The organism is Brevundimonas sp. (assembly GCF_050729455.1).
Taxonomy (GTDB): Bacteria; Pseudomonadota; Alphaproteobacteria; order Caulobacterales; family Caulobacteraceae; genus Brevundimonas.
Genome location: NZ_JBOHLI010000061.1, coordinates 1 through 18,441 on the forward strand (window position 1 = coordinate 1; position 18,441 = coordinate 18,441).

The 18,441-nt window shown below is 69.3% G+C and carries 20 protein-coding genes; 8 read left to right on the forward strand and 12 right to left on the reverse strand.

Annotation, left to right across the window (positions count from 1 at the left end; translation table 11 throughout):
* Positions 1–112 precede the first annotated feature (112 nt).
* Positions 113–1,249, reverse strand: coding sequence for a cell division protein ZapE (gene zapE, locus ACREEF_RS13635; protein ID WP_431566117.1), 1,137 nt, complete (start codon positions 1,247–1,249; stop codon positions 113–115).
* Between the two features lie 159 nt (positions 1,250–1,408).
* Here zapE and ACREEF_RS13640 point away from each other — a divergent pair, with 159 nt between their 5' ends.
* The 3 genes from ACREEF_RS13640 to ACREEF_RS13650 all read left to right on the forward strand — a co-directional run bounded on the left by ACREEF_RS13640 (position 1,409) and on the right by ACREEF_RS13650 (position 4,177).
* Complete coding sequence (locus tag ACREEF_RS13640) at positions 1,409–2,455, forward strand: aspartate-semialdehyde dehydrogenase (RefSeq protein ID WP_314428748.1); 1,047 nt, start codon at positions 1,409–1,411, stop codon at positions 2,453–2,455.
* Between the two features lie 110 nt (positions 2,456–2,565).
* Positions 2,566–3,570 carry an EamA family transporter RarD gene (rarD, locus tag ACREEF_RS13645; protein WP_431566118.1) on the forward strand — a complete coding sequence of 335 codons (1,005 nt, stop codon included), beginning with the start codon at positions 2,566–2,568 and terminating at the stop codon, positions 3,568–3,570.
* Between the two features lie 55 nt (positions 3,571–3,625).
* Positions 3,626–4,177, forward strand: coding sequence for a YybH family protein (locus tag ACREEF_RS13650; RefSeq protein ID WP_431566119.1), 552 nt, complete (start codon positions 3,626–3,628; stop codon positions 4,175–4,177).
* Here ACREEF_RS13650 and ACREEF_RS13655 read toward each other — a convergent pair.
* The 3 genes from ACREEF_RS13655 to ACREEF_RS13665 form a co-directional block, all read right to left on the reverse strand.
* Positions 4,174–5,319 carry a serine hydrolase domain-containing protein gene (locus tag ACREEF_RS13655; RefSeq protein ID WP_431566120.1) on the reverse strand — a complete coding sequence of 382 codons (1,146 nt, stop codon included), beginning with the start codon at positions 5,317–5,319 and terminating at the stop codon, positions 4,174–4,176. The genes ACREEF_RS13650 and ACREEF_RS13655 overlap by 4 nt on opposite strands.
* A 31-nt stretch (positions 5,320–5,350) precedes the next feature.
* Positions 5,351–7,018 (reverse strand): M28 family metallopeptidase, encoded by a 1,668-nt coding sequence (locus tag ACREEF_RS13660; RefSeq protein ID WP_431566121.1) that lies wholly within the window; start codon positions 7,016–7,018, stop codon positions 5,351–5,353.
* Between the two features lie 82 nt (positions 7,019–7,100).
* Positions 7,101–8,327: a TIGR03862 family flavoprotein gene (locus ACREEF_RS13665; protein WP_431566122.1), complete on the reverse strand. Its 1,227-nt coding sequence runs from the start codon at positions 8,325–8,327 to the stop codon at positions 7,101–7,103.
* Positions 8,328–8,376: 49 nt separating this feature from the next.
* On the opposite strand from ACREEF_RS13665, the gene greA reads away from it, so the two are divergent.
* A complete protein-coding gene (gene greA / locus ACREEF_RS13670; protein WP_431566123.1) occupies positions 8,377–8,853 on the forward strand; it encodes a transcription elongation factor GreA in 477 nt (158 codons plus the stop codon).
* Between the two features lie 13 nt (positions 8,854–8,866).
* Here the strand turns inward: greA and ACREEF_RS13675 are convergent, their stop codons facing one another.
* On the reverse strand, positions 8,867–9,025 hold the full coding sequence (locus ACREEF_RS13675; protein ID WP_431566124.1) for a hypothetical protein: 159 nt from the start codon (positions 9,023–9,025) through the stop codon (positions 8,867–8,869).
* Between the two features lie 89 nt (positions 9,026–9,114).
* Here ACREEF_RS13675 and ACREEF_RS13680 point away from each other — a divergent pair, with 89 nt between their 5' ends.
* Positions 9,115–10,059: a LysR substrate-binding domain-containing protein gene (locus ACREEF_RS13680; RefSeq protein WP_431566125.1), complete on the forward strand. Its 945-nt coding sequence runs from the start codon at positions 9,115–9,117 to the stop codon at positions 10,057–10,059.
* 231 nt (positions 10,060–10,290) lie between these two features.
* On the opposite strand, the gene groL is transcribed toward ACREEF_RS13680, so the two are convergent.
* Together groL and groES are read right to left on the reverse strand one after the other, a co-directional pair.
* The gene (gene groL, locus ACREEF_RS13685) at positions 10,291–11,934 is read right to left on the reverse strand and encodes a chaperonin GroEL (protein ID WP_431566126.1); all 1,644 of its coding nucleotides are present in this window, start codon (positions 11,932–11,934) and stop codon (positions 10,291–10,293) included.
* A 60-nt stretch (positions 11,935–11,994) separates the two neighbouring features.
* Positions 11,995–12,282, reverse strand: a complete 288-nt coding sequence (gene groES, locus ACREEF_RS13690; RefSeq protein ID WP_105562826.1) for a co-chaperone GroES — start codon at positions 12,280–12,282, stop codon at positions 11,995–11,997.
* Between the two features lie 239 nt (positions 12,283–12,521).
* Between groES and ACREEF_RS13695 the strand changes: the two genes are divergently transcribed.
* Positions 12,522–12,980 carry a hypothetical protein gene (locus ACREEF_RS13695; RefSeq protein WP_431566127.1) on the forward strand — a complete coding sequence of 153 codons (459 nt, stop codon included), beginning with the start codon at positions 12,522–12,524 and terminating at the stop codon, positions 12,978–12,980.
* A 61-nt stretch (positions 12,981–13,041) separates the two neighbouring features.
* Here ACREEF_RS13695 and ACREEF_RS13700 read toward each other — a convergent pair whose 3' ends face one another.
* A complete protein-coding gene (locus ACREEF_RS13700) occupies positions 13,042–13,443 on the reverse strand; it encodes a hypothetical protein (protein ID WP_431566128.1) in 402 nt (133 codons plus the stop codon).
* 54 nt (positions 13,444–13,497) lie between these two features.
* Positions 13,498–13,959: an ion channel gene (locus ACREEF_RS13705; protein ID WP_431566129.1), complete on the reverse strand. Its 462-nt coding sequence runs from the start codon at positions 13,957–13,959 to the stop codon at positions 13,498–13,500.
* A 192-nt stretch (positions 13,960–14,151) separates the two neighbouring features.
* On the opposite strand from ACREEF_RS13705, the gene ACREEF_RS13710 reads away from it, so the two are divergent.
* The gene (locus ACREEF_RS13710; protein WP_431566130.1) at positions 14,152–14,904 is read left to right on the forward strand and encodes a hypothetical protein; all 753 of its coding nucleotides are present in this window, start codon (positions 14,152–14,154) and stop codon (positions 14,902–14,904) included.
* A gap of 74 nt (positions 14,905–14,978) precedes the next feature.
* Here the strand turns inward: ACREEF_RS13710 and pgi are convergent, their stop codons facing one another.
* Positions 14,979–16,598 (reverse strand): glucose-6-phosphate isomerase, encoded by a 1,620-nt coding sequence (gene pgi / locus ACREEF_RS13715; protein WP_431566131.1) that lies wholly within the window; start codon positions 16,596–16,598, stop codon positions 14,979–14,981.
* Between the two features lie 154 nt (positions 16,599–16,752).
* Between pgi and ACREEF_RS13720 the strand changes: the two genes are divergently transcribed.
* Positions 16,753–17,229: a hypothetical protein gene (locus ACREEF_RS13720; protein ID WP_431566132.1), complete on the forward strand. Its 477-nt coding sequence runs from the start codon at positions 16,753–16,755 to the stop codon at positions 17,227–17,229.
* 138 nt (positions 17,230–17,367) lie between these two features.
* Here the strand turns inward: ACREEF_RS13720 and ACREEF_RS13725 are convergent, their stop codons facing one another.
* Together ACREEF_RS13725 and ACREEF_RS13730 are read right to left on the reverse strand one after the other, a co-directional pair.
* Positions 17,368–18,036: a thioredoxin family protein gene (locus ACREEF_RS13725; RefSeq protein WP_431566133.1), complete on the reverse strand. Its 669-nt coding sequence runs from the start codon at positions 18,034–18,036 to the stop codon at positions 17,368–17,370.
* A gap of 23 nt (positions 18,037–18,059) precedes the next feature.
* A partial coding sequence (locus ACREEF_RS13730; RefSeq protein WP_431566134.1) for a thioredoxin family protein occupies positions 18,060–18,441 on the reverse strand: 382 nt, incomplete at its 5' end.

Here is an 18,441-nt window from a genome sequence, read left to right on the forward strand (position 1 = left end):
GCCGGGGTCTGGGCCAGGGTGGTGGTCGGGCTGGCCGCAAGAGCGGCGGCCAGGGCAAGGGCGCTGAAGGCGGAAGTCACGGGCGTCTCCGTTCGGTTTCGCCCACCCTAGCTCAAGCGTGCATGGACGCCAGTTCATCCTGTTCGGCGTCCTCGTTCCTCTGCGCCAGCCAGGAGGCGCTGCGCATCTCGTTCAGGCGCGAGACCGTGCGTTCAAACTCGAAGGCGCCGACCCCTTCGGCGTAGAGGGCTTCCGGCTCGGCCTCGGCCAGGACGACCAGCCGGGTCTTGGCCTCGTAGAGGGCGTCGATCAGCGTCACCAGACGGCGCGCCTCGTGGTGGTTGGCCGGGCTCAGCGTCGGCACGTCCGACAGGAACAGGGTGTGGAAGCGCCGGGCGACGGCCAGATAGTCCTGCGGCCCCAGCGGCGTCCCGCACAGTTCGGTGAAGGTCGCCCGCGCCATGCCGCCGACCGTCCGCTTGACCCGCACCTGACGGCCCAGGACCGGCAGGGCGGCGGGCTCCTCCGGCTCGCCCCCTTTCAGGTCCGACCACAGGCTCTCGAAGCCGGCGCGGGCGGCGTCATCCAGGGGCGAGAACCAGACCTGGGCCCCGGCCATGCGATCCAGGCGGAAGTCGCGGGCGCCCGCTGTCTCCACCACCTCGCAACGTGCGCGCAGGATGTCGATGAAGGGCAGGAAGAGCTGGCGGTTGATGCCGTGCTTGTAGAGGTCCTCGGGCGCGCGGTTCGAGGTGACGGCCAGCACCACCCGCTTTTCGAACAGGGCCTCGAACAGCCGGCCCAGGATCATGGCGTCGGCGATGTCGGTGACCTGCAGCTCGTCGAAGCACAGCAGTCGGGCTTCCGACGCGATCAGGGCGGCGATCGGCGGAATGGGGTCGTCGCCCTTGGCTATCCCGAAGACGGCCTTGCGGGTCCGGGCGTCGCCCTCGCGCCACTGCTTCACCAGGTCGTGGATGCGGGCCATGAAGGCGTGGAAGTGGGCGCGCACCTTCTTCTGCTCGGGCGTGGCCGAATAGAAGAGGTCCATCAGCATGGACTTGCCGCGGCCGGGCGGCCCCCAGATGTAGATGCCCTTGACCTCGGGCGGGCGGCCGAACAGGCCCTTCTTCGACAGGTCCGCCTCCAGCCGCTCCAGCGCGGTCAGCAGCTCCTGCTGCTTCGGATCGGGGGCGATGACGCCCTCCTCGACGCGGATATCGTAGGCGTTGCGGATGCGAGAAGTCATGGTCAGCGGCATAGCCCCAAGGGGCGGATCAGGGAAGGCGAGGGCGCTTCATGCCTCCTGAAGCAGGAATTTGGTGAAAACTGGTTGCTTCGCGCCTGCGAAAGACCCAAATGCAGAACCGCTTTTCTCCCCAGCGCCCCAACCAAGGATAATCTGATCATGGGCTATCGCGTCGCCGTCGTTGGTGCCACCGGCAATGTCGGTCGCGAAATGATGAACATCATCGAGGAACTGAACTTCCCGGTCGATAAAATGCACGCGATCGCCTCACGAAAATCCAAGGGCGTGGAGGTGGCCTTCGGCGACAAGACGCTGAAGTGCGAGGACCTGGAGCAGTTCGACTTCTCCACCGTCGACGTCGTGCTGATGAGCGCCGGCGGCTCGGTGTCGAAGGAATGGTCGGAAAAGATCGGCAAGGCCGGCCCCATCGTCATCGACAACTCCTCGGCCTTCCGCATGGACCCGGACGTGCCGCTGATCGTGCCGGAAGTGAACCCGGACGCGGTCAAGCTGGCGCGCAAGAAGAACATCGTCGCCAACCCCAACTGCTCGACCGCCCAGCTGGTCGTGGCGCTGAAGCCCCTTCATGACGCGGCCAAGGCCAAGCGCGTCGTGGTCTCGACCTATCAATCCGTGTCGGGCGCCGGCAAGGAAGGCATGGACGAGCTGTGGAACCAGACCAAGGCCATCTACGGCCTGGGCGACGCCACGCCCAAGAAGTTCCCCAAGCAGATCGCCTTCAACGTCATCCCCTACATCGGCTCCTTCCGCGACGACGGCTACACCGACGAGGAAGCCAAGATGTGGGACGAGACCCACAAGATGATCGACCCCTCGATCAAGCTGACCGTCACCTGCGTCCGCGTGCCGGTCTTCGTCGGCCACTCCGAAGCCGTGACGGTCGAGTTCGATCGTCCGATTGAGCCGGACGAGGCCCGCGAGATCCTGCGCGAAGCCCCGGGCGTCCTGGTCATCGATAAGCTGGAGCACGACGGCTACATCACCCCGGTCGACGCCGCCGGCGAGCACGCCGTCTATGTCAGCCGCATCCGCAAGGACCCGACCGTCGAGAACGGCCTCAGCTTCTGGGTGGTGTCGGACAACCTGCGCAAGGGCGCGGCCCTGAACGCCGTCCAGATCGCCCAGCTGCTGGACGAAACCGGCGTCATCACCCCGTCCAGCGGCTATCGCAGCCTGACGGTGTAAGTGAAGGGGGCCTAACGCCCCGCGCGCGGCGCGGGGCTGCTTGAGGCCCTGTGTCGTATCCCCCTAAGCCTCCGTCGCGCGTTCCAGCGGCGGAGGTCGAAAGGTCCGCCGTGACCGCGTCCTCCTCCTCCCCGTCGTCCGAAGCCCGCACCGCCCTGGCGGCCGGGGTCCTCTGCTATCTGATCTGGGGCTTCGTGCCTCTGGTCTTCCAGCAGATGGCGCACCAAGGCGCTGACGCCTGGGAGATCATGGGCCACCGCGCGGTCTGGGGCCTGGTCTGGTCCCTGGTCCTGGTGGTGCTGGCGCGTCAGTGGAGCCAGGTCCTGGCCGTGCTGCGTGAGCCCAAGGTGCTGGGCTGGCTCAGCCTCTCGGCCGTCCTGATCGCCGGCAACTGGACCACCTATATCGTCGCGGTGAACAACGGGCGGACGCTGGACGCCTCGCTCGGCTACTACCTCAATCCCCTGCTCAACATGGCCGCCGGAGCCTGGCTGTTCCGTGAACGGATCGATTGGGCGGGCAAGATCGCCATGGGTCTGGCCGCCATAGGCGTGGTGCTGCAGACCCTGGCCCTGGGCCACGCGCCCTGGGTGTCGCTGGTCCTGGCCCTGACCTTCGCCGCCTACGGCATCATCAGGAAACGGGTCTCGGTCGACGCCCAGACCGGGCTCTTCCTGGAGTGCCTGCTGCTGGCCCTGCCGGGCCTGATCTGGCTGATCCACATCGAAAGCACGGGCGCGGGCCACTTCACCGCCTCCGCGGGGGCGACCTTCTGGCTGCTGTTCGCCGGCCCGGCCACGGTCATTCCCCTGGCCCTGTTCGCCTGGGCGGCGCGGCGCATGCCCCTGTCCAGCATGGGCTTCCTGCAGTTCCTGGCCCCGACCATCGTCTTCATCATCGGCGCGCTGCAGGGCGAGGCTTTGGGGCCGCTGCGCATCGCCTCCTTCGTCTTCATCTGGCTGGCGGTGGGCGTCTTCGCCGTCGGCGCCGTGATGAAGGTGCGCCGTTCCAGCCGCACCGCCGAGACCATCGTCGCCCCCGAACCCGGCCTGCTGGACGACCCCGCCGAGGACCGCATGGCGGCACTGGACGACGAAGCGCCGTCGTCGCGCTGAACCCGCCCCCTGAACCCACGTTGAGGTCCGACGCGGTTCCAGCCTAGAAAGGGCGATGATCCGCGCCCGCTCGCTCGCCGCCCTCGCCCGTTCCCTCGCCCTGGCCGTCGCCCTGGCGACCGGCTCGTCCGCCTGCGCCCAGAGCATGGGGGGCGACGAAGTGATCCGCACGGCCCGGACCGAGGCGCCCGCCGCCTCCCTCCCGCCTGTCGTCGTGCCCACTCTGGCCGAGACCTTCGACGCCGTCAGCAACACCCTGGACGCCGCCGCCGAGGCCTGGTCGTCGGGCGACGTGAGCGCGGTCATGGCCACCTATGTCGCCGACGAGCCCCTGCTGGTCTTCCTCGGCGACACGCCGATCAAGGGGCCGGACGCCGTGCGCGCCGCCCTTGAGGCCCGCGCCGCCCAGCCCGGGGGCCTCGGCCTGATGACCTATGAGTGGTTCGAGACCCTGCAGTTCGACGTCAACACCACGGTGGTCTCAGGCCGGGTGGTGGTGCGGCGCGAGGGTCAGACCCAGCGCGGCCTGTTCACCCGCGTCCTGCGCCGCACCGAAGACGGCTGGCGCATCGTCCACGACCAGCTGGCCTGGGGCGCCGACGCTTAAAGGGCTGAGTAGAGCGCCTCGACCAGGCGCTGGGCGCGCGGGTCGCCGATCAGGTGCGGCGACTGACGCGTCATGACATAGGCGGCTGAAACCCCTGCCGCCGGATCAGCAAAGGCCATCGACCCGCCCCAGCCGCAGTGGCCGACCGCCAGCGGGTTCGGCCCGAAGATGTTCAAGCCCGCATTGCGGGTGAAGCCTGCCGCCCAGCTCATGACATAGGGCAGGACCCGGTCCTGGCCGTGGATGCGTTCGCGCGTCGCCTGGGTCAGGGTTTCCTGCGACAGGACGGGCAGGTCATCCAGGGCGCCGCCGGTTGCGATGACCGACATGATCCGCGCCAGATCCTTCGCCGTGGCGTGCAGGTTGGCCGAGGGGATCTCCGCCATCCGCCACTCGGTCGAGCCGCGCCCGCCCGGCGCCGAGCCCCGGTCGAGGAAGGCGGCCTTCTTGATCGCGTCGATGGAGCCGAGGTCCGGCGCGGCGGTCGGCTTCCGCATCTGCGCCACCCGGCCGTGCTCGCTCTCGGGCAGGCCGATCCACAGGTCCAGATCGAAGGGCGTGGCGAAGTCCTCGCGCAGGGCCGCGCCCATGCTGCGCCCGTCGACGATGCGGAACAGCTCGCCCGCCAGATAGCCGATGGTGATGGGGTGATAGCCGGACGCCGTGCCGGGTTCCCACAAAGGCGTCTGGGCCGCCAGCCGGTCCAGCACCGCCTGACGGTCGAACCAGATCTCGGGCTCGACCCCGTCGGAAAAGCCCGGCAGGCCCGACTGGTGGCTCATCAGCTGGCCGACGGTCAGCTGGTCCTTGCCCGCCGCGCCAAAGGCCGGCCAGTGGTCGGCGACGCGGTCCTCATAGGACAGCAGGCCCTTGTCCACGCAGCGCGCGATCATCAGGGCCATCACCGCCTTGCCGGTCGAGAAGACCGGAACCAGGGTCTTCTCGGTGAAGGGCGTGCGCCCCGCCGTGTCCGCCGACCCGGCCCACAGGTCCACGGCCACCTCGCCGTCGACGACGACGGAGAAGCGCGCCGCCAGTTCGTTCAGCCCCTCGGGGGCGTCGATGAAGTTGGCGGCGAAGGCGTCCTTCACCGCGCTGAAGCGGGCGGGGCAGAGGCCGTGGATTTCGGGCGCTTGGGTCATGGACGGGGTCTAGCGCGTCGGGCCTTTCAGGTCACGGCTTGCGGGCGGCGGCCGAGGCGTTGCGGGCGGCTTCGAACTCGTCGCCCGGCTTCCAAGCGGGCCAGTCGCGCGAATTGGCCAGGGCGGACCCGACCTCATACAGCAGTTGAACATCGGCGGCGGCGGCGTCCATCTTCCACTCCGGCGTCCATTCATCCGTAGGCTGATGATAGCGGTTGGCGACATAGTCGCGGCTGGCGGCGTTGTGGCCGGTGAAGCCGGCGGCGGCGAACAGGGCGGGCACGCCCTTGCGCGCCAGCGGGAAGTGGTCCGAGCGATAGAAGGCCCCGGCCTGGGGCGCAGGATCGGGGATCAGCCGGCGGCCTTCGCGGCCCGCCAGCACGGCCAGCCGGTCGTCCAGATCGTTCTTGCCCGCGCCGATGACGACGATGTTCGGATCGATCTCGGTCCCCGGCAGCAGGCTGTCCATGTTGATGTTGGCCACCGTCGTCTCCAGCGGCCAGACCGGGTTGGCGGCGTAGTATTCGGCCCCCAGCAGGCCGGTTTCCTCGGCCGCCCAGCTGACGAAGACGGTCGAGCGTTCCGGGCGCGGCCCCTCGGCGAACAGGCGGGCCAGTTCCAGCACCGCCGCCACGCCCGTCGCATTGTCCACGGCGCCGTTATAGATGTCGTCGCCGTTCTTGGGCGTGGCCCGGCCATAGGCGTCCCAGTGGGCCCCGAACATCACCGTCTCGTCCGGGTGGGTCGCGCCCGGCAGGCGGGCCATGACGTTGCGGGTCTGCACCCGGTCGGCGATCTGGCCGAAGTCGATGGACATGGTGACGCCGTCCAGCGTCACAGGCTGGAAGCCCGGCGTGCGCGCCTGATCTTTCAGCGCCGCAAAGTCCAGCCCGGCGTTCTGGAACAGCTTTTCGGCCACGGCGCCCTGGATCCAGCCCTGGGCGGCCACCCGCTCCGTGTCCGGGTCGGCGCGGACGATGTCGAACTTGGGCGCGGTCGAGGAATTCTGCAGCGTCGACCAGGGATAGCCCGCCCCCGCCGTGTCGTGGATGACCAGGACGCCCGCCGCGCCGTGCGCCGCCGCCACCTGGAACTTGTAGGTCCAGCGGCCGTAGAAGGTCATGGCCTGACCGTCGAACTTGCCGGTCGCCGGGTGGCCTTCCGGCGCGCCGAAATCGGGATCATTGACCAGGACCAGCATGATCTTGCCGGTCAGGTCGACGCCCTTGTAGTCGTCCCAGCCGCGCTCGGGCGCATCGACGCCATAGCCGACGAATACCAGGGGCGCGTCGGTCAGGGTGACGTGGCTCACCGGCCGGTCGGAGGAGACGATGACGTCGGTGGCGCGTTGCAGGGCGGTCGTCTGCCCCTTGGCGGTGACGCTGATGGTCGCCGGGCCGTCCTGGCTGGTGCGGCTGACCTGGGCCACCTGCACCCACGACCCGTCCGGGCCGCCGGGCTCCAGGCCCAGGGCCTGGAACTGCTGTGACAGCCATTCGATGGTCCTGTCCTCGCCCGGCGTCACCGGGGCGCGGCCTTCGAATTCGTCCGAGGCCAGAATGCGTGTGGCCTCGTTCAGGCGAGCGGGATCGACGCGGCCCAGAGGCGTTGATTGCGGCGCGGTTTGCGCCAGCGCCGAGGTCGAGGTCATCAGGGCGGCGATCAGGCCGAGCGCGGCGGCGGAACGGGACATCGACATGAAGCAAACTCGAACAGCAGCGAAGGGGAGGGCGAACAGGCTGCGCCCTCTCAGTCCGCCTGTCGACCCCGCCCTTGGTCGATCAGGGCCTCCGAAGCCAGTTGATCACGCCGTCCGCCGCCGTCACGCCGGAGGCGAAGGACGCCTGCAGCAGATAGCCCCCGGTCGGGGCCTCCCAGTCCAGCATCTCGCCCGCGACGAAGACGCCTGGCCGGGACTTGAGCATCAGCCGCGCGTCCACGGCGTCGAGCGCCACGCCCCCGGCCGAGGAGATGGCACGGGCCAGGCCTTGCACCCCGGTCAGCGTCAGGCTCACGCCCTTGATGCGCGCCGCCAGGGGGCAGGGTTCGGTCGGCAGGGGGCCGCCCTCGCGCAGCAGGGCGATGGCGGCGGGGTCGAGGTGGACGATCTTGCGCAGCCAGTTGGACAGGCTGTCCTTGCCGCGCGGCTTCAGCAGCTTCTGCGTCAGGGCGGGGCGGCTGAGGTCGGGCCGCAGGTCCAGCGTCAACTCGGCCGAGCCGTCGCGTTCGATGGCGTCGCGCAGGTCCGCTGACAGGGCGTAGACCGCCCCGCCCTCGATGCCATAGGCGGCGATCATGGCCTCGCCGCGCACGGTGCGCCCGGCGTGGGTGACGGCGACCCCCTTCAGCGGCTGGCCGGCGAAGCGGTCGCGCAACAGGGGCGACCAGGCGACGTCAAAGCCGACGTTGGACGGACGGAACGGGGCGACGGCGGCGCCCGCCTCTTCCAATCCGGGAACCCAGGCCGCGTCGGAGCCCAGTTTGGCCCAACTGGCCCCGCCCAGCGCCAGGACCACGGCGTCGGGCTGCTCCAGCCGCTCGCCCTCGGGCGTGTCGAAGCTCAGGGCGCCGTCTTTCCAGCCGGTCCAGCGTGAGCGGGTCCGGAACTCCACGCCCAGACCCTCGAGCCGCGCCAGCCAGGCGCGCAGCAGGGGCGAGGCCTTCATGGCCTGCGGGAAGACCCGGCCCGAGGAGCCGACGAAGGTCTCCTGCCTCAGCCCCTCGGCCCAGGCGATCAGATCTGCGGGCGAAAAGGCGTCGAGCCAGCCGCTGATCCGTGCCCGCGCCGGGGCGTCGTAGCGGTGCAGGAACGGCTGCAGCGGCTCCGAATGGGTCAGGTTCAGCCCGCCGCGTCCGGCCATCAGGAATTTGCGCGCCACCGAGGGCATCCGCTCATGCACCACCACGCGCAGGCCCGCCGAGGCCAGGCGTTCGGCGGCCATCAGCCCGGCGGGGCCTGCGCCGATCACGGCGACGGTCGGAGGTGTGGAGGAAGGCGCATCGGTCATCACGCCTTCCTAGACCGGAACGTCCGCGAACGGCATACGCTCTGTCCTCATGAGCGTCGCCTTCACCCGAGAAGAAGATCTGGAAGCCACGGCCGCCGACCTGGTGGACCGCCCGATCTCGCCCCATCCCAACCATGTCACGCCCGAGGGGCTGGCCCAGATCGAGGCCGAGCTGGCGGCGGCGCGGGCCGCCTACTCAGGGGCGCAGGTCAAGGGGGCGATCGAGGCCGATCGCACCGCCATGGCCCGGGCCACGCGCGACCTGCGCTACTGGTCGGCGCGGCGGGCCTCGGCCCAGCTGCTGGAGACGACGCCGGACGGTCGGGTGCGTTTCGGCGGCTCGGTGACGATCGAGCGCGAGGACGGCCGCACCCAGACCTGGCGCATCGTCGGCGAGGACGAGGCCGATCCGGCCCAGGGCAGCGTCAGCCACGTCTCGCCCCTGGCTCGCGCCCTGATGGGCAAGCGCGAGGGCGACGAGGCCAGCGTGGCCGGCCAGTCGGTCGAGATCGTCGCCGTCGATTAGGTCCTGGCGGGCCTCAGCAGGCGGCGCGGCGGGCCGGAACTGTCGTTGGAGCAGCGGCGGGGGGCGAGCGGCGGGTCTTGGCGCTGACGGGCGCGGTCGGCTTGCGCGCGTCCAGCAGGGCGCCGATCCAGCCCCACGCGGGTTCCTTATGAGTGCTGTAAATGTAATCCATCGGTCGTCCTCCTTTCGTGAGGCCCGAATATGCGGTTGACGCGACCTATCCACAAACGAGACGATGGGGTTCATGCATAAGGCTTGCTTATGATTGACGTCCTGTCCCGCATCCCCGTCGACGCCCTGCGGGTGTTCGAGACCGCCGCGCGGCTGCTCAGCTTCACCCGCGCCGCCGAGGCCCTGGGCATGAGCCAGGCGGCGGTCAGCTGGCGTATCCGCGACCTGGAGCAACGACTGGACCGGCCCCTGTTCGTGCGCGGCGCGCGCCAGGTGTCGCTGACGCCGGAGGGCGAGCGGCTGGCCACGGCGGCGATCGAGGCCATGACCCTGCTGCGCCGCGCCGTCGCCGACGTGGTCGAGGCCGATCAGGGGGTGTTGGCCGTCACCACGCTTCAGACCCTGGCGACCCAGTGGCTGGCGACGCGGCTGGGCGCCTTCCAGTTGGCCAATCCCGATCTGGCCGTGCGGGTGGACACCAGCCCGACCCTGTCCAGCCTCGGCGCCGACGGGCTGGACGTGGCCCTGCGCTTCGGCTCGGGCCGGTGGCCGGGGCTGGAGAGCCGCTTCCTGATCCCGGCCCTCTTCACCCCGGTCTGCACCCCCGCCATGCGCGACCGGCTGGATCTGAAGACCCCCGCCGATCTGAAGCGGGCCCATCTGGTGGGCGAGATGTACGAATGGGCCGCCTGGTTCGCCGCCGCCGAGGTTTCGCCCGCGGATACGGCCCCGCCGCCGCGCCTGTCCGCCGATAATCAGGCGATGGAGGTGGCGGCCGCCCTGGGCGATCAGGGCGTGGCCCTGGGCTCGCCCATCCTCTACGCCCGCGAGATCGAAAGCGGCCAACTGGTCCGCCCGTTCGCCCAGACCGTCGCCCTGGCCGAGAGCTACTGGGTCTGCTACCCGCCCGCCCGCCGCCTGACCCCCAAGATCGCCCGCTTCCGCGACTGGATTCTGGACACGGCGCGGTCCGATCCGACGGTGGTCGAGGGCGCGCGGCTGGCGGGGCGCGAGGTGGGGGAGGTCGGCGAATAGCCCCTTCTCCCCTTGAGGGAGAAGGTGGCCCGTCAGGGCCGGATGAGGGGTGTCGGCGCGGCATTGAAAAGTCGAAGACCAGGCGTCGGGATGTTCATCGACGGCTTGGCGCTCACACCCCTCATCCGAGCGCCTTCGGCGCCCACCTTCTCCCTCAGGGGGAGAAGGAAAGAGAAAGGGCGGGACCTTTCGATCCCGCCCTTCCGCAGTCTGCCTGGAAGCAGGACTTCCTTAGAAGTCCATGCCGCCCATGCCGCCCATGCCGCCCATGTCGGGGGCGCCGGCGCCGCCCTTCTTGGGCGCGTCAGCGATGGCGGCTTCCGTCGTGATCATGATGCCGGCGACCGAGGCGGCCGACTTCAGAGCCGAACGGACGACCTTGGCCGGGTCGATCACGCCCATCTGGACGAGGTCGCCGTACTCTTCGGTCTGGGCGTTGAAGCCGAACGAAGCGTCCTTGCTGTCCATGACCTTGCCGACCACGATCGAGCCTTCGACGCCCGAGTTTTCCGAGATCTGACGGATCGGGGCCTGCAGGGCGCGACGGACGATGGCGATGCCGGCGTTCTGATCGGCGTTGGCGCCCTTCAGGTCGACCAGCTTCTTGGAGGCTTGCAGCAGGGCCACGCCGCCGCCTGGGACGATGCCTTCATCGGCAGCGGCGCGGGTTGCGTTCAGGGCGTCGTCGACGCGGTCCTTCTTTTCCTTCACTTCGACTTCGGTCGAGCCGCCGACGCGCAGGACGGCGACGCCGCCAGCCAGCTTGGCCAGACGCTCTTGCAGTTTTTCCTTGTCGTAGTCCGAGGTGGTGTCCTCGATCTGACGCTTGATCTGGGCCACGCGGGCTTCGATGCCGTCCTTCTCGCCCGAACCTTCGACGATGGTGGTGTCGTCCTTGGTGATCTGGACCTTCTTGGCCTTGCCGAGCATGTCGAGCGTGACGGTCTCAAGCTTGATGCCGAGGTCTTCGGAAATCACCTGGCCGCCCGTCAGGATGGCGATGTCTTCCAGCATGGCCTTGCGGCGGTCGCCGAAGCCCGGAGCCTTGACGGCGGCGACGCGCAGGCCGCCGCGCAGCTTGTTGACCACCAGGGTGGCCAGGGCTTCGCCTTCGATGTCCTCGGCGATGATCAGCAGGGGACGGCCCGACTGAACCACGGCTTCCAGCACCGGCAGCATGGGCTGCAGCGAGGTCAGCTTCTTCTCGTGGAGCAGGATGAGGGGCTCTTCGAGGGCGACCTCCATCTTGTCGGCGTTGGTGATGAAGTAGGGCGACAGGTAGCCGCGGTCGAACTGCATGCCTTCGACGATGTCGACGGTGGTTTCAGCCGTCTTGGCTTCTTCGACCGTGATGACGCCTTCGTTGCCGACCTTGGCCATGGCCAGGGCGATCAGCTCGCCGATTTCAGCGTCGCCGTTGGCCGAGATGGTGCCGACCTGGGCGATTTCCGAGTTGTTGGAGACCGGCTTGGAGATGGTCTTCACTTCGTCCAGGGCCACGGCGACGGCCTGGTCGATGCCGCGCTTCAGGTCCATCGGGTTCATGCCGGCGGCGACGGCCTTCAGGCCCTCTTGCACGATGGCTTGAGCCAGGACGGTGGCGGTGGTGGTGCCGTCGCCCGCGTTGTCGTTCGCCTTGGAGGCGACTTCGCGGATCATCTGGGCGCCCATGTTCTCGAAGGCGTCTTCCAGCTCGATCTCTTTGGCGACCGAGACGCCGTCCTTGGTCGAGCGCGGGGCGCCGAACGACTTCTGGATCACGACGTTGCGGCCCTTCGGACCCAGGGTCACCTTGACGGCGTCAGCCAGGACGTTGACGCCCTTCAGCATCTTGTCGCGGGCGTCGGTGTTGAACTTTACGATTTTAGCGGCCATGCGGGCTGCTCCTATCTGAATGTTTTTATTGAAAGAATTCTACGACAAATGGGGCGGCGATTAAGCCAGCACGCCCAGGATGTCGGATTCCTTCATGATGATCAGGTCGTCGCCTTCGATCTTCACTTCCGTGCCCGACCACTTGCCGAACAGGATGCGGTCGCCAACGGCGACGTCCAGGGCGACGAACTCGCCGTCTTCGTCACGGACGCCCTTGCCGACGGCGATCACTTCGCCTTCTTGCGGCTTTTCCTTGGCCGTGTCGGGGATGATGATCCCGCCCTTGGTGGTGGTAGCTTCTTCAACGCGCTTGACCAGCACGCGGTCGCCGAGAGGACGAAACGCCATCTGATGATCTCCCAATAGAATGTCGGTTTAAGCCCCGGAACCTGCGGCTTTGGCAGCCGCCCTCCCCGAGTGCTAACGCCACGGGAGTTAGGGGGAGGCCCCCCCACCGTCAAGGGCGAGGGAGGGTGAATCCTGGCCTGAACATGAAGCGCGGATGAACGGGACCCCTTGGGGGCGTTCAGCAGTGGCTGCCTAAAAGGAGGACAACGGATCAACCGGCTTTCGAAAGGAGCCCCGCCATGAAGACCATTTCCAAGATCGGCGTCGGCGCGATCGCTCTGACGATGCTGGCGACCACCCCCGCCGCCGCCCAGAACTATCGCGACCGTGATCGCGACAACACCGGCCGCGACGCCGTGCTCGGCGCCGTCGTCGGCGGCGTCGCCGGCGCCCTGATCGGTCAGGGCGACGGCCGCTATATCGCCGGCGGCGCCCTGGCCGGGGCGGCCCTGGGGGCCGTGGCCTCGGACAACGACCGCGACCGTGACCGGTGCGACTACTACCGCGGCGGCCGCTGCTACCGGAGCCAGGGCCACTGGGAGCGCGACTACTACAACGGTCGCTACGACCATGATCGCTACGACGACGGGCGCGGCTACTACCGCGACGGCCGCTACTGGCGGAACCACGGCGAATGGCGCAGCTGGCAGAACCGCCGCGACCGCGACCGCGACTACCGATACGATCGCCGCTGGTAAGCCGTAGCGCCAGACGAAACGAAGGCCCGGCGGCGACGCCGGGCCTTTTTCGCGTCCGGCGTCAGCGGACGCCGATGCTCAGGGTGTAGTTGGCGTGCTCGTCGCGCCGCGCCGCGTTCCGCATCAGATAGACCCGCACGACGTAGTCGCCGTTGGCGGGCAGGACGCCGCGCCAGTCGACGACATTGGCCGCCCCGTCCAGCGCCGTGCCGTCGCCGCCGCTGGGCAGGACGTTGAAATAGGCCGAGGCGTTGGAGGTCTGCATCCGCACGCTCAGGGTCTGCCCCCGGCGCGCGCCGAGCACGTAGTCGACCGAGTCATAGCCGTGCAGATTGCCGTGCAAAGTGGCGGACGAGGCGCCCCGCGCGAACTGGACCCGTTCGGTGCGGCTGTGGTCCTGGGCGGCGGCGGGCAGGGTCACGACGGCGAGAAGGGCGGCGGCGAGGACGGCGGGTCTGAGCATCGGGCTCTCCGGGTTGAAGCCGTGAAACGGCAGCGCTGGCGCGGGGTTCCCGCTCTATTCGAAACTGTCGTGCGATCGCTGGGCCGGAGGCAGCAGCCGTCCCATGACGGTGACGAAGAAGGCCACCGACCAGCCCAGCAGGATGGCGCCGTTGACCCCTTCTATGGCCCCCAGAAGCTTCCAGTCCGGCGTGATCGAGGCGTCGCCGTAGCCGATCGAGCCGTAGCTGATGGTCGAGAAATAGACGGCTTCGCGCAGGTCCGGCACGGCGCCCAGCAGGTGGAACAGGAGGGCGTAAAGCCAGATCTCCAGGCCATGGAGGAAGAACAGTCCCAGCACCAGACTGACGGTCAGCCAGGCCCCGCGACGCGACAGGGGATTGAGCCGCACGGCGCCGCCAGACCGGGCGTCGCCGGCCGCGACAATGCGGCCGAGGGTCAGCAGGCCCGCGGCGTGGATGCCGACGGTCACCAGCACCATGACCGTCGCGACCAGCAGCTCCAGCACCATGTCCATGCGCGCGCTCTCGAAGAAATGGGATTTCGGATGCTGGGGGCGGCTGCGCCGACCGTCAACCGGTGTCCGGCCCCATTGAAGAACGAGGCTCGTTGAGAGATGTTGACAGGCCCCGCGTGAACGCGGCGCCCGTCAGTCTGTGCTTGCTTCGATCCTGTCGCCTCCCCCGTCCTCGATCAGCAGAGAAGACCCATGACCCTGTTCAAGACGCCCGTCGCCGTTCTCGCCGCCGCCGCCATGCTGGCGGCCTCCGTCCCCGCCTCGGCCCAGACGCCGCCGGACCTGCGCGATCTGGTCGGCGCCCGCGCCGGTCAGGCCGAGGGGACGGTGCAGAGCCGCGGCTATACCTTCGTCCGCACCCAGGAGGGCGGCGACACCAAGTGGAGCTACTGGCGACGCGGAAACGACTGCGTCCAGATCACCACCACGGACGGCCGCTACGCCTCCATCGACCGGATGGATCGCAACCTGTGCGACGGCGGCGGTTCGCGCGACAGCGGCGGCAATGCGGCGGCCGCCGTTCTGGCCGGGGCGGCGGTGATCGGACTGGCGGCGGCCCTGGCTCATCACAACAGCAAGCACGACAACCGCGACGACAGTCACGACGACGACTATTCGCGCGGCTATCAGGACGCCCTGTACGGCGCGACCTACGACCGCAACGACAGCGAGTCCTATCACGACGGCTATCTGGCCGGAGAGGCCGAACGCAGCAACCGCCGCGCCTCAAACAGCGACCACGTGCGCCGCGCCCCCTGGGCCGCCCAGCAGGCCTGCTCGGCTCGCGCCGACGACTTCCAGAACCGGCCGCGCGGCAGCTCGACGCCGATAAGCGTGCGCGACCTCGGCGGCGGCGACTGGCAGATGGTGATGGGGACCGGCTCCTACCGCTCGGTCTGCGTCGTCAGCGACGACGGCCGGGTGCGCAGCATCGATCCCTATTGATCTTGAACTTTCGGAACGAGGGGGCGGACGTTGCGGCGTCCGCCCATTTTTGTGTCCGCCCCTGTTCCGTGCCCCTAGGCCAGCAGCCGGGTCAGCAGGGCCGCCGTCGAGGGGTCGAGGTCGGGCGAGGGGGCGCCCGCCGCCACGTCCTTGAGCACGGCCCTGGCCAGGACCTTGCCCAGCTCCACGCCCCACTGGTCGAAGCTGTTGATGTCCCAGATCACGCCCTCGACGAAGGTCTTGTGCTCGTAAAGCGCGATCAGGGCGCCCAGCGTCCGGGGCGTCAGCCGCTCCATCAGGATGGCGGTCGAGGGGCGGTTGCCGGGGAAGGTCTTGTGCGGGGCCAGGCGGTCGGCCTCGGCTTCGGACGCGCCCGAGGCGATCAGTTCGGCATGGGCCCGGGCCTCGGTCTTGCCCTGCATCAGGGCCTGGCCCTGGGCCAGGGCGTTGGCCCACAGCGGGCTTTCGGAGGTCTGGCCGTCCCCATTCCTTTCAAGAGTCGAGGCGACGATGACGAACTCGGCCGGGACGACCTGCGGCCCCTGATGGATCTGCTGGAAGAAGGCGTGCTGGCCGTTGGTGCCGGGTTCGCCGAAGACGACGGGGCAGGTCTGGCGGCCGACAGGCGACCCGTCGCGGCGCACCCGCTTGCCGTTGGACTCCATCTCCAGCTGTTGCAGGAAGGCCGGCAGGCGGCGCAGGGCGTGGGCGTAGGGGGCGACGGTGCGCGCGGGCCGGTGCAGGCCGTCGACATTCCAGATCTGGGCCAGGGCCAGCAGGACCGGGGCGTTGGCCTCTAGCGGGGCCTCGAGGAAGTGACGGTCCAGGTCGGCGGCGCCGTCGAAGAAGCCCTGGAACACGTCCCAGCCCAGGCCGATGACGCAGGACAGGCTGACCGCCGACCACAGGGAATAGCGCCCGCCGACCCAGTCCCGGAAGGCGAAGGTGCGGCCGCAGCCGAAGGCGGCGGCGCGCTCCGGCGCGGCGGTGACGCCGATGAAGTGCTTGTCCATGCCGTCGGCGGGCAGGGCGGCGGCCAGCCAGGCCTTGGCGGCTTCGGCGTTGGCCAGGGTTTCCTGCGTCGTGAAGGTCTTGGACACGACGATGACGAGCGTGGTCTCGGGGTCGAGCCCGGTCAGGCTCTCCGCCATGTCGCGGGGGTCGATATTGGCGACGAAGCGCAGATCGATGGCCGGGTCGAGCGGGCGCAGGGCGTCCCAGATCAGACGCGGGCCCAGGTCCGATCCGCCGATGCCGACATGGACCACGGCCTTGAACGGGCGGCCGGTCGCGCCTGTCTCGATGCTGGACCGGACGGCGTGGGCGTAGTCGCGCATCTGGCCGCGCACGGCGTCCACCTCGGCCGAGACGGACTCGCCCAGGGCATGGAAATCCGCGCCGACCGGCGCGCGCAGGGCGGGGTGCAGCACGGCCCGACCCTCGGTGAAATTGATGGCTTCGCCGCCGAACAGGGCGGCCCGACGGCCCTCGACGTCGGCGGCGCGGGCCAGGGCCAGGGCGGCGTCGAACCCGGCGCGAGTCCAGCTCTGCTTGGACAGGTCGAGGTGCAGGCCGGCGGCGTCCACCGTCATCCGCGACAGGCGGTCGGGATCGGCGGCGAACTGATCGTGGATGCGGGCGTCGGCGTCGCGACGGGCGACGGCCTCCAGTTCGGTCCAGGCGGCGTGCGGCATCCTCGTCTCCCCCCCGCGGCCGTCCCAAAAGGGCTGGTACGGCGCTTGCAAGCCCATGTTTACGGCTCAGGCCTAGAAGAGTTCAATCAACGACCGGGTCAACTTGGATTTCCAATTGGTCTTCTTCGCCCGGCCGCCAGTGAAGGGATACCCCATGTCCTGCGGAATCATTCTCGCCGCCGCCCTGCTGCTCAGCGATCCCGCGGTGGCCGAAGCCGCGGCCCTGCCGCCGGTCGCCGCCGACGCCCCCGTCTCGGTGGCGCACGAGCCCCTGTTCGCCGATCTGGTCGCGCGCTCGGGTTCGTTGAAAACCATGGTCGACGGCTGGATCGCCTCGGGCGAGGCCGACGCCGAAGGCTTCATGGCCGGCGCCGTCTTCACCGGCTTCAAGAGCCAGGCGACCGATCTCGCCGCCCGCGACCTGCAGGGCCATCTGGTGCTCAAGGAACGCGGCACGGACAACGACCTGAAATGCATCCTGCGCGGCATCTCGGAAGACATGCTGAAGAAGGTCGCCGCCGTCGAAGCCGCCCCCAACGCCGCCGAACGCAAGGCCGCGCTGGAAGAGCTGGCCTATCTGCTGAACGACAACGTCGAGGTCATCACCTCGCCGCCTCGCCCGGCGGCGTAACCGCCCGGCGAGGCTTTTCTTTTGGGGCTATCGCCCTTCGGGCTACTTGAGCCCCGTTTGAAAAACCGCTCACCCTCCGCGGAGGCGGGGACCCAGTGCTTTGGGTTCAGGCTCTTCGTCGAGACGATTGCATAAGCCTCAGCTCGCGACCGTCTCCGGGTATTTGATCGAGCAGCCGTAGGGCTGGGCGAAGGCGGTCTGGACGGGGCGGCCGGCCTTGACGTCGGCCAGGGCGGCGCGGACGAAGTTGGTGGCGCCTTCAAGGTCCTCGACCTTGTTGGTCGGCCGGTCGTCGATGCCGCCGACGTAGATCAGGCGCCCTTCAGGATCGATGATGCGCATATCCGGCGTGGTCTTGGCGTCGTAGCGCTTGCCCACCTCGCCGGTCGGGTCGAGCAGCAGGTGGGTGAAGGCGGCCTTGTGCTTGGCCTTCCAGGCGCGGGCCTCCTCGCCCTCGACATGGCCTTGCGCGCCCGGCGCCGAGGAGATGAGGGTCAGCCAGACCACGCCGTCGGCGGTCGCCTCGCGCTGCAGGGCCTGCATGGCGCCGCTGTAGTGCTTCTTCACGAAGGGGCAGCCCTCGTTGCTCCACTCCAGCACCACGGTCTTGCCGCGGAAGTCGGCCAGCGAGCGCTGGACGCCCTCGGCGTCGACCAGGGTGAAGGCCGGGGCCATGTCGCCCGGTCCGGCGACGGCGGGCGTGGCGGCCGTCGAGGCGGCGGCCTTTTCCGGCGCTGCGGCGGGCTGTTGCTGACAGGCGGCGAGCAGCAGGAGAGCGGCGGAGGCGACGGTCAGTGCACGGAACATCGGGTGGTCTCCTTCGGTGGAAATCAGCGGGCGGCGTCCTTGAGGGCGTCGACGACGACCCCCTCGGTCAGAAGCTGCGGCAGGATACGCGGCGCGGTCCGACCCGGCGCGTAGAGCAGATAGAGCGGCACGCCCGAGCGGCCGTGGCGTTGAAGTTCGGCGGTGATGGCGTCGTCGCGGCGGGTCCAGTCGCCGACCAGATAGACGGCGTTCGCCGCCTGCATCGCCTCGGCGGTGCGGGGGGAGGACAGGGCGGCGCCCTCGTTGATCTTGCAGGTCACGCACCAGTCGGCGGTGAAGTTGACCAGCACCGGCCGGCTCTCGGCCAGGGCGGCCTGCACCGCCGCCTCCGACCACGGCTGCGACGGCAAGTGGCTCGAAGGGGCGGCGGGCCCGCCCGAGGCC

Excerpts from the sequence above, each read along its gene's own strand:
- zapE (WP_431566117.1), bottom strand. The coding sequence starts at position 1,249 with ATGACTTCTCGCATCCGCAACGCCTACGATATCCGCGTCGAGGAGGGC.
- ACREEF_RS13640 (WP_314428748.1), top strand. The coding sequence starts at position 1,409 with ATGGGCTATCGCGTCGCCGTCGTTGGTGCCACCGGCAATGTCGGTCGC.
- ACREEF_RS13650 (WP_431566119.1), top strand. The coding sequence starts at position 3,626 with ATGATCCGCGCCCGCTCGCTCGCCGCCCTCGCCCGTTCCCTCGCCCTG.
- ACREEF_RS13655 (WP_431566120.1), bottom strand. The coding sequence starts at position 5,319 with ATGACCCAAGCGCCCGAAATCCACGGCCTCTGCCCCGCCCGCTTCAGC.
- ACREEF_RS13660 (WP_431566121.1), bottom strand. The coding sequence starts at position 7,018 with ATGTCGATGTCCCGTTCCGCCGCCGCGCTCGGCCTGATCGCCGCCCTG.
- ACREEF_RS13665 (WP_431566122.1), bottom strand. The coding sequence starts at position 8,327 with ATGACCGATGCGCCTTCCTCCACACCTCCGACCGTCGCCGTGATCGGC.
- greA (WP_431566123.1), top strand. The coding sequence starts at position 8,377 with ATGAGCGTCGCCTTCACCCGAGAAGAAGATCTGGAAGCCACGGCCGCC.
- ACREEF_RS13675 (WP_431566124.1), bottom strand. The coding sequence starts at position 9,025 with ATGGATTACATTTACAGCACTCATAAGGAACCCGCGTGGGGCTGGATC.
- ACREEF_RS13680 (WP_431566125.1), top strand. The coding sequence starts at position 9,115 with ATGATTGACGTCCTGTCCCGCATCCCCGTCGACGCCCTGCGGGTGTTC.
- groL (WP_431566126.1), bottom strand. The coding sequence starts at position 11,934 with ATGGCCGCTAAAATCGTAAAGTTCAACACCGACGCCCGCGACAAGATG.
- groES (WP_105562826.1), bottom strand. The coding sequence starts at position 12,282 with ATGGCGTTTCGTCCTCTCGGCGACCGCGTGCTGGTCAAGCGCGTTGAA.
- ACREEF_RS13695 (WP_431566127.1), top strand. The coding sequence starts at position 12,522 with ATGAAGACCATTTCCAAGATCGGCGTCGGCGCGATCGCTCTGACGATG.
- ACREEF_RS13700 (WP_431566128.1), bottom strand. The coding sequence starts at position 13,443 with ATGCTCAGACCCGCCGTCCTCGCCGCCGCCCTTCTCGCCGTCGTGACC.
- ACREEF_RS13705 (WP_431566129.1), bottom strand. The coding sequence starts at position 13,959 with ATGGACATGGTGCTGGAGCTGCTGGTCGCGACGGTCATGGTGCTGGTG.
- ACREEF_RS13710 (WP_431566130.1), top strand. The coding sequence starts at position 14,152 with ATGACCCTGTTCAAGACGCCCGTCGCCGTTCTCGCCGCCGCCGCCATG.
- pgi (WP_431566131.1), bottom strand. The coding sequence starts at position 16,598 with ATGCCGCACGCCGCCTGGACCGAACTGGAGGCCGTCGCCCGTCGCGAC.
- ACREEF_RS13720 (WP_431566132.1), top strand. The coding sequence starts at position 16,753 with ATGTCCTGCGGAATCATTCTCGCCGCCGCCCTGCTGCTCAGCGATCCC.
- ACREEF_RS13725 (WP_431566133.1), bottom strand. The coding sequence starts at position 18,036 with ATGTTCCGTGCACTGACCGTCGCCTCCGCCGCTCTCCTGCTGCTCGCC.